The 12859-nt window shown below is 49.8% G+C and carries 14 protein-coding genes; all 14 read left to right on the top strand.

Annotated features, from left to right (window positions below):
- Window positions 1–3: 3 nt before the first annotated feature.
- The 14 genes from EKM73_RS05795 to EKM73_RS05730 all read left to right on the top strand — a co-directional run bounded on the left by EKM73_RS05795 (window position 4) and on the right by EKM73_RS05730 (window position 12856).
- Entirely contained in the window at window positions 4–567 is a 564-nt protein-coding gene (locus EKM73_RS05795; RefSeq protein WP_125701036.1) for a UbiX family flavin prenyltransferase, read from the top strand.
- A 1-nt stretch (window position 568) separates the two neighbouring features.
- Window positions 569–979, top strand: a complete 411-nt coding sequence (lpdD, locus tag EKM73_RS05790) for a prenylated flavin chaperone LpdD (protein WP_125701035.1) — start codon at window positions 569–571, stop codon at window positions 977–979.
- A 352-nt stretch (window positions 980–1331) separates the two neighbouring features.
- On the top strand, window positions 1332–1970 hold the full coding sequence (locus EKM73_RS05785; RefSeq protein ID WP_125701034.1) for a Firmicu-CTERM sorting domain-containing protein: 639 nt from the start codon (window positions 1332–1334) through the stop codon (window positions 1968–1970).
- 329 nt (window positions 1971–2299) lie between these two features.
- Window positions 2300–2992, top strand: a complete 693-nt coding sequence (locus EKM73_RS05780) for a Firmicu-CTERM sorting domain-containing protein (RefSeq protein ID WP_125701033.1) — start codon at window positions 2300–2302, stop codon at window positions 2990–2992.
- Window positions 2993–3589 (top strand): exosortase family protein XrtG, encoded by a 597-nt coding sequence (xrtG, locus tag EKM73_RS05775; RefSeq protein ID WP_125701032.1) that lies wholly within the window; start codon window positions 2993–2995, stop codon window positions 3587–3589.
- Between the two features lie 6 nt (window positions 3590–3595).
- On the top strand, window positions 3596–4945 hold the full coding sequence (locus EKM73_RS05770; protein ID WP_225421316.1) for a TIGR03111 family XrtG-associated glycosyltransferase: 1350 nt from the start codon (window positions 3596–3598) through the stop codon (window positions 4943–4945).
- Between the two features lie 75 nt (window positions 4946–5020).
- The gene (locus EKM73_RS05765) at window positions 5021–6580 is read left to right on the top strand and encodes a TIGR03766 family XrtG-associated glycosyltransferase (RefSeq protein WP_125701031.1); all 1560 of its coding nucleotides are present in this window, start codon (window positions 5021–5023) and stop codon (window positions 6578–6580) included.
- Window positions 6581–6733: 153 nt separating this feature from the next.
- Window positions 6734–7276, top strand: coding sequence for a hypothetical protein (locus tag EKM73_RS05760; RefSeq protein ID WP_125701030.1), 543 nt, complete (start codon window positions 6734–6736; stop codon window positions 7274–7276).
- A 164-nt stretch (window positions 7277–7440) separates the two neighbouring features.
- Window positions 7441–8109, top strand: coding sequence for a type 1 glutamine amidotransferase (locus tag EKM73_RS05755; RefSeq protein WP_125701029.1), 669 nt, complete (start codon window positions 7441–7443; stop codon window positions 8107–8109).
- 209 nt (window positions 8110–8318) lie between these two features.
- Window positions 8319–9284, top strand: a complete 966-nt coding sequence (locus EKM73_RS05750) for an ADP-ribosyltransferase (protein ID WP_125701028.1) — start codon at window positions 8319–8321, stop codon at window positions 9282–9284.
- Between the two features lie 144 nt (window positions 9285–9428).
- Window positions 9429–10175 carry a lysophospholipid acyltransferase family protein gene (locus EKM73_RS05745; protein WP_125701027.1) on the top strand — a complete coding sequence of 249 codons (747 nt, stop codon included), beginning with the start codon at window positions 9429–9431 and terminating at the stop codon, window positions 10173–10175.
- Between the two features lie 3 nt (window positions 10176–10178).
- Window positions 10179–11000: a glycosyltransferase family 8 protein gene (locus EKM73_RS05740; RefSeq protein ID WP_125701026.1), complete on the top strand. Its 822-nt coding sequence runs from the start codon at window positions 10179–10181 to the stop codon at window positions 10998–11000.
- Between the two features lie 13 nt (window positions 11001–11013).
- Window positions 11014–11961, top strand: coding sequence for a glycosyltransferase family 8 protein (locus EKM73_RS05735; protein WP_125701025.1), 948 nt, complete (start codon window positions 11014–11016; stop codon window positions 11959–11961).
- A 16-nt stretch (window positions 11962–11977) separates the two neighbouring features.
- A complete protein-coding gene (locus EKM73_RS05730; protein ID WP_225421314.1) occupies window positions 11978–12856 on the top strand; it encodes a lysophospholipid acyltransferase family protein in 879 nt (292 codons plus the stop codon).
- Window positions 12857–12859 lie beyond the last annotated feature (3 nt).

Here is a 12859-nt window from a genome sequence, read left to right as displayed (position 1 = left end):
GGAATGAAGAAGATTGTGATTGGCGTCACCGGGGCTTCCGGAACGATTTATGCGGTCGATCTGCTTAAAAAGTTACGAGACCTACCCGATGTTGAAACGCACCTGGTCATGAGTGCCTGGGCGAAGAAAAACTTGGCGTTGGAAACGGACTACACACTGGAGCAGATTAAGGCGTTGGCCGATGTGGTCTACAGCGACCGCGACCAGGGGGCCACAATTGCCAGTGGGTCATTTCTAAATGATGGCATGGTGATTGTGCCCGCCAGCATGAAGACAGTGGCCAGCATTGCCTATGGGTTCGGTGAGAACCTGGTTGCCCGGGCGGCCGATGTCACGATCAAAGAACAACGTAAGCTGGTCATTGTGCCGCGAGAAACGCCGCTCAGCGTAATTCATCTGGAGAATCTAACCAAGTTGGCCAAGCTCGGTGCACAGATCATTCCCCCGATTCCGGCCTTTTACAACCATCCCCAGACGATTCAGGATCTCGTCGACCATCAGACGATGAAGGTGCTCGACGCCTTCGGGATTCACGAGGTTAGTGCCAAACGTTGGGAGGGGGATTAGCATGCCCAAGTTCAGTGTGACACAGGAAAACTACACGATTGACGCCGACGTGACGGTGATTGGCAAGGACTTGCTGATCGTCGTCACCGGCGGTAGCAATCCCCATATTGGGGACGTGACCACGCTGACGCGGGATACGACGATGCAGACTATCAAGTATCCCAGTCACGACGGTCGGTTCCACAAGGACAATTTTGTTGGTGAACGGGTTGCTAAGGTGGTTCAGCCGATGCTTCTAGGTAGCTGTACGGTGACGGCTGGGATTCACGTCAATCAGATCACGAAGGCCCAGATTGCGGCGTCCGCACCGATGGGTGAGAATTTAGGCCATCAAATCGTGGCTTGGTTGGCGCAACACCCACTGAGTGCGCCAACGCCGCAATATTATAGCGATAGCGAACAACCTCAGTAGAATAGTTGAGAATCAGTTCAGGTCAGCCTCTGGAAATGGAGCTGGCCTTTTGGTTCTAAAGAATTCGTAAACTTTGACAAAATAATGCGACTAAATTGGCCGAAATTACATTAGTAGTAAGTAGAGGGGGGGGCGGAAAAGACAGATAATGATGCAGACTTTTAGGACTATTTTAAGGATAAGGAGAACAAGTTTGGTGAACCTTAAAACTAGCTTAAATGTTTACACACATCCTTTAAGTCGAGGGTATCTTCGTTAAAAATACAGCGTACACTTGAGGCAACCATTACGTGGCCAAAATATTTGAGCCGATGTACGAATTGCTGGGTGATGGCGATTGGAGGAGATTTCTATGCGTAAGGCATTTTGGATTCTGCTAACTTGTGTAAGCCTTGTTTGGATCGGCAGTGCAGCCACTACCGCACGAGCGGCAACGACTAGTAGCAAGTTGAACATCAGTATTGATGGTGATTTTAGCGACTGGAGTGACAAGCCGATGACGAATCTGGACGGAGATGCTAAAGCCTCACTCGTGGCGGATGATAGCACCGTTTACTTCTATATGAACACGAATCCTAACGATAATAAACACGGATTTGTGTCATTGCCCAGCAGCTATTCATTGAAGGTTGGTGACAAGACCATCAGCATTGCCTTGAGTAAAGCTAAAGGCCTTGGGGCCGGCAAGGCCAAGGCCGTAACGGTTAGCGCCAACGGTCGGACGATTAGCAGTGCACAGGCTATGATTTCACGTCCCAAGGATAGCCACGGCAACTATGAAATTGTTGAAATGAGCTTACCCTTGAGTGATCTTGGTGTGGTTGCGACCTCGAGTCAAAATATTTCGATGACCAGTAGTGATGCTACCTTTGGCGGTGCCACCTTGACGACGACCGGTGGGAGCACGGGTGGTGTGATCCTGGTAGCGGCTGGCTTTGGGATTGCCGTTGTCGGTGTTGTGAAGGTTGCTCGTCGGCGAAAAGTGGCTTAAATAATGCTCGGTGAGTGACTTGGAGTCAAACAGAAATGAACAATCGGTTGCAATGGGATAGCAATCGAAATTAATTCGCTTACATCCATAATTACGTCCTAATTCCTATAGTAATGTCACACTTATTCGGTTATGATGGAAAATCAGTAGAAATTTTGTAAAAAAGTGACTACAATAAAGGCGAATAATGATTGGCTAACAGATTAAACTATCTTTTGATGATGGTGGGCAAAGGTTTCGGCTAACAGGTAATTGTTACCAGTAATTAGTCGGAGCCTGTAAGAAGCGGTTAGCACAATCAGGTGTGACAGTGTTAAGGAGGAATTAGTGTGCGAAGAGCCATATTATTAATTGTTACCCTGTTTGGGGCGTTTTGGTGGGGGACCAGTACCACGATGGCTAACGCGGACAGTAATCGCACAGCGACAAATAAATACGATATTACTATCGACGGTAACTTTGACGACTGGTCTGGCAAGCCGATGACCGAGGTTAAGGAACCCGGAGATGATTACAACATCAAGCGCGAGTCCTTAGTCGCGGATGATAACAACATTTACTTTTATCTCAACATGTCACCAGAGCATGGTGGCGGGTACAGTACCCTCCAGCCAGCTGGGTATGTCTTGAACGTTGGTAGCAAGACGTTTTACGTGACGTTTAAGACAGATGGGACGTTGTCTGATGGCACAACAGTTTCTGGGACCGTCAATGCTTGGAATAGTGAAAATGGTGGCAATGGTGATCTCAGTCAGGCGACGATGAAGGTTCACCGTTACAAGACGGCCAATGGTCACAATGACATCATGGAAGCAAGAATTCCACTGAGCGAGCTCAAGGTCGCTGGTGGTTCACAGACGATTACTATGAAGAATGCCAACCTGGGGACGCAAACGCTGACGGCAACCGGTGGCTCAACGGGTCCCTTCATTCTGGCCGGTATCGGCATGGTAATTGCACTGGGGGGGACTGGCGCATTTATCAAAACAAAATCTAAATCGAAAAGACAGAGGAATGCTTAGATGAGTAGCTACCTGTTATTAGGTATTATTGGGTGGCTCTACGTTATTTCGGTGTTAAAACGGGCCCACCTTTCCGCGTATTACTTTATCGCGGGTAGCGTTGGCCTGTTCTTTATCCTGATTACGTTGGGCAACCCATACTGGGTGTGGTTTATGACCCATTTAGTCATCAATGGTGTGTCCACGCTGGGAGACTTAACACACTGGTGTCAGGTCTTCACGAAGTACGGCATTGTTTATATTGGCAACGGCACGAATCCCGTGACGATGTCGATCGACTATGAATGTTCCGGAATCATTGAGACCACGGCATTCGTAGGGCTCTTAGCCTTCTTCCCGACGTATAGTCGTCAAGAGAAGGTGTTTTACTTGGTCATGGGGGCCCTGTGGATCTACCTGTCCAATGTGATTCGCTTGATGTTGGTCGTCTCGTTGGTCTACTTCGGGGGTGCCGGTTGGTACTTTATGGCACACACGCTTCTTGGCCGAATTGTCTTCTACGTGTTGGTCATCATGCTGTATTACAATGTTTTTACCTATTCGCAATTGTCGCAGAGTCTCTATGCCAATTTCAAACGACGCTTTTCGAGAGGGTAACCATTCGTGAATTACTTTATTAATTTAACGCTAACGCAAATGGGCTTTTGGATTACCTGGGCCCTGATTCCCATTGTTGTTGAAATCATCCCATCGCTGATCTCGGCGTTTCATTTGATGCGTCAAAGTCGGCACATGAAGGATCTTTCCGCGCCGGCTAAATTACCCTTTATCTCAATTATCGTGCCAGTCTACAATTCTGAGGATACGCTTTTTGCGTGCCTGCAGTCGATCAATGACTCCACGTATCCCAATGATAGTATGCAGATCGTGCTGGCCGATAATCAGAGTACCGATGATAGTTTTAGTTCCTTTGCCCGAGCACAGAATCACTTCAATCTCAATATGCAGTTCATTCAGACGGATCAGGGAAAGGCTAAGGCATTGAACGGGGCCATCTATCAGTGTATTGGCACCTATATCGTCAATATTGATAGCGACGGGGTCCTGGAACAGAATGCACTGATGAACATGGTGCTGCACTTCGAAAACGACATTGATCTGGCCGCCATGACGGGAACAATCCTCACCCAACGGTATCAGATCAAACGCACCAAGGACCGCTGGCTGCGTTTTATCCAGAAGACGGAATATTTTGAATACGCTCAAGCCTTCTTATCTGGACGGACGATTGAATCGGATAATAACGAATTGTTCACGATGTCGGGGGCGTTCTCAGCCTTTCGTAAGGACACCCTGTTGGATACATTTATGTATAATACAGATACGGTTGGCGAAGATACCGATATGACCTTTCAAGTACGGCAACGACTGAAGCGCAAGGTGATGCTCTGTGCTGATGCTATCTTCTACATTGAACCGCTATCCGGACTGGAACAGCTCTACAAGCAGCGTCAGCGTTGGATTCGTGGTGAGCTGGAAGTCTCCAAGCAATACATGCAGCAGAACGCGCAATTGGGCCAGTTCTTTAAGAACTTTTTGGTTCGGCGCATGATTATCGATCACACCTTCGTCTTTCCCAAGATGATCTGGATGTTTGCTAGTATCGTGTTGCTATTCTTCCGGTATTCGCCCGTCGTCTTAGGGTTATCGTATATTGTGATCTATCTCCTGTACGTCTTCGTCTCGCTGGTCAATTATGTCAGCGTAGGTCGATTACTGGCTAAATTCACCAATGAACGAAAATTTTATCGCAGCATCAGTTGGGTCATATGGTCCCTGCCACTCTATAATTTCTTTGTTTCCTGGATTCGACTAGTGGGCGTCATCAATTCAATGTCATTACCCGGTGTCTGGAACACGGCGACCTTTTCAACGGAAACGCACGAGGCGAAACACGTTGTTCATCACGATGTGCATTATCTCCGCAGTAAAAAGGGCAGTGAGTGGAACTAAGATGCAACCGGCAATACGATGGTAGCAATAGTATCAGCTATCTTGGGCCAATAAGCAATAAGGGAGGAGAACGGGATGGACCATCAGTTATTTAATTACGGTAACCGATTCATTCGGGGCTTGTTTTACTTCTTCTTCGGCTTAACCACATACTTCGCGATTACCTCAGCCAACTTGGTTTTGGGTGACAACGCCAAGACGGGGAGCGAAACAACGGTCGTTACAGCAATTGTCCTCATTGTGGCCATTACCGTGTTGATCGTGGGTTTCGCTTATCCTCAGGTGTCACGCGTGTTTAAATGGCTCTTCGTTCGCCACCAAGCTGTGACGGCGGGCACGCTTTTATTGCTGACCGTTGCCTGGCAGGTGGTTTTTGTGTTGTGCGTGCATCCGGCTATTGGCTTTGATGTGAGGGCCATTCATGAGGCTCTGATTGCCCCCAAGAATGCCGATATGATGTCGTACTTTAGTCAAAACTCGAACAACTTGCCGATTCTATTGGCCCAACACTGGTTAGCGACGGCCTTTCACACGACCTCTTGGTTGTTCTTTGACTGGGCCACACTGATCTTGACGGATCTCTCCGCCGTATTCAATATCCTCAGCGTTGCCGTGATCGACCACCGCAAAGTTCCAACGGCCATGTACATTCACGCCGGTTGGCTGGCGCTCTTTCCCATGATCATCGTGCCCTATACCGATGCCTGGGTCTTGCCGTTCGTCTCGGCCTACATCTTCTGTTACTGTGTGCTGAGCTATGCCCAGTGGCCTTGGTCACTCAAGTTACTGGCGGCAGTTGGCTTAGGACTAAACGTGGCGGCCGCGTACTTCATGAAACCTTCCGCCATTGTGGCCCTGATTGCCATTGTTTTAGTCGAACTGCTTCAGGTGGTTCGCCGAGAATACTGGCAGGGGCTGACGCGACGCAAAGGATTCATCGTTGTCGCTTGTCTCTTAGTCAGTGGTATGGCCGGCGGTGGTGCCTACGTTGCCGGTAATCACGTTCTCGACACGCAGAGCTACATTAAAATTAATACGGCGCGCGCCATTCCAGCGGTCCATTTCATGAGCATGGGGATTTCAGGGGATGGTGGCTATAACGCTAAGGATGCACTGAAGATGGCCCAGTTGCCGACGAAGAAATCGCGAGCGGATTGGTCGAAAAAGATGTATCTGAAACGACTAAAGCAACGCGGATTTTGGGGCTATCTGGCTTTCTTGGTGAAGAAACAACGCAATAACAGCGCTGATGGGTCCTTTGCCTGGATCAAGGAAGGTCATTTTATTTTACACGGCACGAAGCCCAAGGGCACCGGATTTGCGCGCAGTATTCGTGAATTTGTCTACTTGTATGGGACCCGATTGGGTGATTTTCGCTATTTAGCGCAGGCTTGGTGGATTGTCTTGCTAGTTATCATCTTCTTTGGCTGGAGCAATCAGCACAAGTTTACTCAGGTCCTGCGCCTCACCATTATTGGGGCGTTTATGTTCTTACTGCTGTTTGAAGGTGGTCGGAGTCGGTACCTGATTCAATATTTACCAGCATTTCTGATCTTGGGAACGCTATCCTTTCGCCGGTCACTCACGATATTACGGCAATTATTTGGCTGGGTTAAACATCCCGTGCAGTCGTAGTATCACCTGGTAAATCAACAACGTCTAAGGATAAATAATGGCCGAATCTTTGGGGGCTGTTATTTATTTTTTTATACGGTAATTGCGTGGTCAGCTGGTGTATACTATGGCTGTATCAATCACACGACATAATCCTGGGGAGGATCTTGACTGATGAAAAAACAGCTTTTATTCATGGCATTACTGGGTGGTTTAACGCTTGGCGGGACGCAGATTGTAGCACCAACCACGGCACAAGCTAGCACGCAAAAGAGTGTGAAAGCTTTTCCTAAGAAGCTACAAGGCGCCTGGTACCATTACGATGGTCACGGCAAGTACGACAAAGTAAAGTTTACAGCAACTAAATGGCGGACGGTGGGTTATCAAAATGGTAGTCGCTATGCCAGCACTTCTAAGCTTCACCAACGCAATCTCAACGCTGACCCGGACAAGTTGGCGCGGCATGCCAATTGGGTCGTTGGCTGGAAAATGACCGTTCGGCGAGCCAATTGGACCGATCTTCGCGGGTGGAACCAATCAGCCGGGGATGGGACCTATTATAAAGTGGCCAACAAACGGTATCATGGGCAAAAATTTGCGGTGCTCAGTGAAGCTGGCGGAGCTGGTGTTTGGGTCACCCAGCACTACTATGCGTCGAAGCAAGTTGCTAAGCAGATGAAGAATCATCGCTTCCACAGTGAAGTGTACTACGCATAAATGCTGTATTTAAAGGAACTACCACTCGGGTTGGTGATAGTTCTTTTTGTCACCAGGTTGCGAGGAAAAGCTTTGCAAGCTAACTCAGTTAACCGACGGCTTGGTGGCACGCTCATCAACGCAACCTGCTATAATCGCCTAAAATGAATCGGGGAGGTCTTCACATGCGTGTGAATATTTTGCAACATACACCAGAGGAGGGACCGGGAGCCATTCGTATCTGGGCCCACGCTCGCGGCCATCAGGTCTACGTTTACCATCCGGCGCAACACGGCAAGCTGCCGTCAGCGGCGGAAACGGACCTACTGGTGGTCTTGGGTGGGCCAATCAGTCCCAACGACGATGCACCATGGATCGCAGCCGAGCGTTACTTGATGCGCGAAGTGATGGCGGTCCATAAGCCCATTTTCGGGGCGTGCTTTGGCGCCCAACAGATTGCCAAGCTCTTAGGCGCAACGATTAGTCCGGCGCCGGTCAAGGAGGTCGGCTGGGCACCGGTCACCCGACAGGCCGATGTGATTCCGGACTTGCCAGAAGAGCTGAAAGTCCTTCACTGGCATCAGGACATGTTTGCGTTACCAGATGATGCGACACGATTGTTTGCCAGCGAGCAGATTCAGAATCAAGGCTTAGTGGTTAACGGTAACGTAGTTGGTCTGCAGTTTCACCTGGAGGTCACGGAAGATAATGTGCACGCAATGGTGGTCAACGATGGCGACTACGTGGCAGATTCCGTGCTGAATCAGACGGCGCAATCTATCGAGACGACGCCAGTGCCTGAGGAAAATCGGGAGGCCATGTTCCAGATTTTAGATTATATCACGCAATACTAAATAGGATTGTCTGCGATGGACGATGGGGAGTGACTGGAAGGTGGTCGCTCCCTTTTGTGTGGGTAGTGATGAGTCTATAACCAGGGTAAAAATTAAATTTGCCCCTAAATGGTTCAAAGGGCGTTCAACCGTGCTATACTCATGAGCGGAGGATTGACGCATTACCGGCGGGGAAATCCGGTGGTGCTCACTCCAGAGGAGGAAATTTCATGAATAAAGTTACCCGTTTATTAGGGTTAGTAGCCGCTGGACTCACATTAGGTGGGGGGACAATGGGGCCACTACCGGTGAGCGCCAAGGCCAAATCACCCGAGCTGATCTACATCGACAGCGAGTCGTCGACCAATACCTCGGCTGGGACGCAACAGGTAGTTACGAACCGCGCAGTGACAGCACTGACGCAGCCTACCGACCAGTCGACACCTGTCAGTGTGGCGATTCCCAAGAATACGGCACTCAAGGTCGTGCAATGCACGGCCGCTGGTACGGTGGTGACCGTGCCTGGGAACGCCCAGTCACTCCTGATTGCCGATACCGGTAGCTATACCTACAGTAACCGGGCCATTAAGCTGACCAAGCACGATTATCGGGTATTGGTCAAGCGCTCCAAGGCGTGGGCTGGTAAGCTCAGTAAGCGTCAGATCAAGGTCATTGGCAACTATACCGGCAATGGCTCCGATAAGTTAAATAACGCGCTACGTTATCCCAAACGGGCAACGACAGCCAAGACGCGTCAACGGGTCAAAGATCTGCGGGCAAGTCTCAAGACATTCAAGTTGACTCATCCCATGACCGTCTACCGAGGTACGTCGAATAAGGTTGCGCGGCTTGCACTGCATCAGAAGGCCCTCAAGCCAGGAGCCGTGTATTCAGATCCCGGCTTCGCCTCGACCAGCACCAGTCACGCGGTTGCGACAGAATTTACCTCGCAAGTTTTGCTCAAAATCAACTTTCCCAAGGGGTATCACGGCGCCTATCTGGATCCAATCTCTACGGTTCATGGGGAGAAGGAATATCTGCTTAACCCCAATACCAAGCTGATCGTGACTAAGGTCCAACACGTGACCGGACACACGACGACAACCATGATGACGGCGACCGGCAAAAAATCCAAGACGCAGGTTGACCATGAAAAATTATCGTATCAACTGGTTACTTTAAATTTATTGCAATAATAGTGAGCGCTAGTCCTCGTGGGGATTGGCGCTTTTTTGTCATAAAAGCTTTAACTTTGGTCTTGCATTCTGAAAAGAATATGCTATATTGAAGTTGGTAATTGAGCACTCACTTAATTTTTAAAAGGTGGAGGAGGGATTGCCATGAGAAAGCGGATCTATCACAGTTTTCACGATGATTTGGTAACGAGTCGTCATCAAGATTGGCGATTACCCGGCGATTATAATTGGCGGTGTCCCGGGAAAGGATGGCAGCAGCGACTGGTTCGCACGACGGCTAAGGTCATCAGTGTTCTCTACTGTCGTTTAGGCCGAGCCATCACGTTCAAGAATGCTTGGCGGTTGAAGGCAGGGGGCCCTGGCGGTTTCGTCGTATATGGTAACCACACGCAGCCCACGGGTGACGTCCTGATTCCTTATTACCTTGGGAAGCGGCAGACATTCAATGTCCTAGCTAGTCCCGCTAACCTGGGTATCCCGGTGCTTGGTCCGTTGACGACGCTGGGGGGCGCCTTACCAACGCCGCAGACGCTCCACCAACTGGGATTGTTCAATCGGACAGTTGTGGGGAAATTAGCGGCTGGCGAGTGGGTGATGATTTATCCGGAGGAACACGTCTGGCCGTACTACACTGGCATTCGGCCCTTCAATCCTGGGGCGTTTCACTTTCCAGTGGTCGCGCAGGTGCCAGCCTATTGTCTGACGGTGACCTACCGTAAGCGTCGGTGGCGGCGACCGCGGTTAGTCGTGTATCTGGATGGACCGTTTGAAGCGGACCAGAGTTTATTGCCGAAACAACAACAGCGAGACCTCCAGCAGCGGATTCAAGCCCAGATGACCAAGCGTGCGGCAACCAGCAACGTCCAGTACGTAACCTATGAGGAGGGATGAAAGGTGAATGTTTTGTATTGTGGCGATAACAATATGAAGCCGGGGCTGTTAATCTCAATTCTTTCGTTATTGAAGCAGACTCGTGAACCGTTAAATATCACCATTTTGACGGCATTTATGCAAAATAAATCGCGTCATTTCTATCCGTTGACTGCCGAAACGACGGCCGAACTGGATGCACTGGTCAAGCAGGATAATCCAGCTAACCGGGTAACTCGAGTCGACGTGACGGCCTTGGTCGCTGCAAATCCACCGACCGCCAATCTCGAGACGATCTTTACCCCGTGCTGCATGCTCCGGCTGTACGCCGATCAAGTGCCAACGTTACCAGATAAGCTCCTGTACCTGGATACTGATGTCATCTGTCGGCGCAATTGTCAGCTGTTTTATCACCAAGACATTCAGGGCATCGAGGTAGCGGGAGTCCTCGATCACTACGGGCGCTGGTTCTTCCACCAGAACTGGGAACACTTCGACTATCTGAACTCTGGTGTTCTCTTGCTCAATCTCAAGGAGATTCGGCGGACGGGGTTATTTGCCCGCAGCCGTGAACTTTGCCGGAACCGTGAGATGTTTATGCCTGATCAATCGGCAATTAATAGTCTAGCGGCGCATAAACGACTGATGCCACGGCGTTACAACGAACAACGTCGTTTGAAAGCGAACACCGTTTTTCAACATTTCACGACCAGCTTTCGTCTATTCCCGTGGGTACACACGCTCACGGTCAAACCCTGGCAGGTCGCGGACGTGCACAGTAAGCTAAAGCTCCATGAATATGATGATATTTTGACGGAATATGAAAAATTAATTGTGACCCTGTAAGGAGGAGATTAACATGACCCAACCAATTCCAGTGTTCTTTTCAATCAACGATGCTTATGCCCCGTTTCTTTCGGTGGCGATGACCTCAATTATTACCAATGCCGATGATCAGCAGCAGTACGATCTCATTGTTTTATACGAGGACCTCAACGCGGAGAACCGTGAGCGGTTGGGTCAGCTGGCGACCGATAACGTATCGATTCGCTTTGTCACAGTCAGTGATGACTTGATGAAGCAGCTCGCCGGCGAGCACATGAAGCTGCGGGGAAATATGTTCACCTTGACCATCTACTACCGGCTCTTCATTGCCGCAATGTTCCCGCAGTATGATAAGGCCATCTATCTCGATGCCGATGTCGTCACGACCACGGACCTCGCGGAGTTGTTCCAGATCAACTTAGGGGATAACTTGGTTGGAGCCGTTCAGGACACCTTCGCAGCCGATAATCCCCAGAGTATCCAGTACGTCACGCAACACTTGGAGTTACCCATCAGCGATTACTTTAATTCCGGGATGATGTTGTTGAATCTGAAGCAGATGCGCGCAGAAAAATTCAATGAAACCTTTACGCGTTTGCTCACGACCTATCACGTGGAATTCATCGCACCAGACCAAGACTATCTAAATGAATTGTGCCGCGACCGCGTGACTCATATCGACCGGGCGTGGAATGTGATGCCGACCAAGCACGACCGGGTGACGGCCCCAAAGCTGCTGCACTACAGTCTTTTTGGGAAGCCGTGGCACTACGAAGATGCGCAGAACGGCCAATATTTCTGGGATTACGCACCTAAGTCACCTTACTTCGCAGAGATAAAGGCCATCCAACAGGCCTTTACCGATGCAGATCGGGCTAAGGACCACGAGGCAGAACAGGGCTTATTAGGATCACTTCACACCTTCTCAGAGAAGAATAGCGGGGACGTCCAGCAGATTAGAAAAGAATTGGAGCTGATCTAACATGATTATCGGTGGGATGAAAGAAAAAGTGGTTGAAAACATTGAACACGATACTTTGACTGGCAATCTCAACGCTAAGGTTGAAGTCAACGATCCCCAATTTACCAAATCCCAGCAGCAGGCGGTCCTCCAACGCTACCTGCGGCGGGATGGGTCGCTCACGTATCGCTTTAACAATCACGTTTCGCGCCAGGTCGCGGGATTGGCGACCCGTTATTTCAATCGGCGGACGCGCTTCGAGGGCTTGGATAATCTCCGTGAGGTGACTGGCGGGGCGATTATTACCAGTAATCACTTTAATCCGTTAGACAACACGGTGGTGCGGCGCATGGTCCAACGCACCAGTAAGAAGCGACTTTACATTGTCAGCCGGGATACTAACCTTGAGATGGGCGGCGTCATCGGCTACCTGATGAACTACTACGATACGATTCCCATCAGTGATGATAAGGAATACGCCGGTCGCATCTTTCCTAAGTTTGTCCAACAGGCACTCAATCAGAAGCAGTATGTGTTGATCTATCCGGAACAGGAGATGTGGTTCAACTACCGCAAGCCACGGCCGGTTAAGCGCGGGGCTTATTACTACGCCGCCAAGTTCCAAGTGCCGATTATTTCCTGCTTTGTGGAAATTCAGGATTTGCCACACGTTGACAATGCTGAATTTGACCAGGTCAGCTACGTGATGCACGTGCTCAAGCCGATATTTCCGGATCCAGAAAAGTCCGTACGCGATAACAGTCGTCACATGATGGCCGTGGATTACCAGCAGAAGAAGACCGCGTACGAGCAGGCTTACGGCAAACCACTGACTTACCAATTTGAACCCGGCGATGTTGCTGGCTGGCGTGGTGAACGGATGCCAATTGCCCCAAGCACAGGGAAAACGGTATAATAG

Origin of the sequence: Levilactobacillus fuyuanensis (assembly GCF_003946395.1) — a bacterium.
Classification (GTDB): Bacteria; Bacillota; Bacilli; order Lactobacillales; family Lactobacillaceae; genus Levilactobacillus; species Levilactobacillus fuyuanensis.
This window is presented reverse-complemented; position numbering and strand designations above follow the sequence as displayed.

Bases quoted from the DNA above. Each gene is read 5' to 3' on its own strand.
- EKM73_RS05795 (WP_125701036.1), top strand. From the start codon at position 4: ATGAAGAAGATTGTGATTGGCGTCACCGGGGCTTCCGGAACGATTTAT.
- lpdD (WP_125701035.1), top strand. From the start codon at position 569: ATGCCCAAGTTCAGTGTGACACAGGAAAACTACACGATTGACGCCGAC.
- EKM73_RS05785 (WP_125701034.1), top strand. From the start codon at position 1,332: ATGCGTAAGGCATTTTGGATTCTGCTAACTTGTGTAAGCCTTGTTTGG.
- xrtG (WP_125701032.1), top strand. From the start codon at position 2,993: ATGAGTAGCTACCTGTTATTAGGTATTATTGGGTGGCTCTACGTTATT.
- EKM73_RS05765 (WP_125701031.1), top strand. From the start codon at position 5,021: ATGGACCATCAGTTATTTAATTACGGTAACCGATTCATTCGGGGCTTG.
- EKM73_RS05760 (WP_125701030.1), top strand. From the start codon at position 6,734: ATGAAAAAACAGCTTTTATTCATGGCATTACTGGGTGGTTTAACGCTT.
- EKM73_RS05755 (WP_125701029.1), top strand. From the start codon at position 7,441: ATGCGTGTGAATATTTTGCAACATACACCAGAGGAGGGACCGGGAGCC.
- EKM73_RS05750 (WP_125701028.1), top strand. From the start codon at position 8,319: ATGAATAAAGTTACCCGTTTATTAGGGTTAGTAGCCGCTGGACTCACA.
- EKM73_RS05745 (WP_125701027.1), top strand. From the start codon at position 9,429: ATGAGAAAGCGGATCTATCACAGTTTTCACGATGATTTGGTAACGAGT.
- EKM73_RS05735 (WP_125701025.1), top strand. From the start codon at position 11,014: ATGACCCAACCAATTCCAGTGTTCTTTTCAATCAACGATGCTTATGCC.
- EKM73_RS05730 (WP_225421314.1), top strand. From the start codon at position 11,978: ATGAAAGAAAAAGTGGTTGAAAACATTGAACACGATACTTTGACTGGC.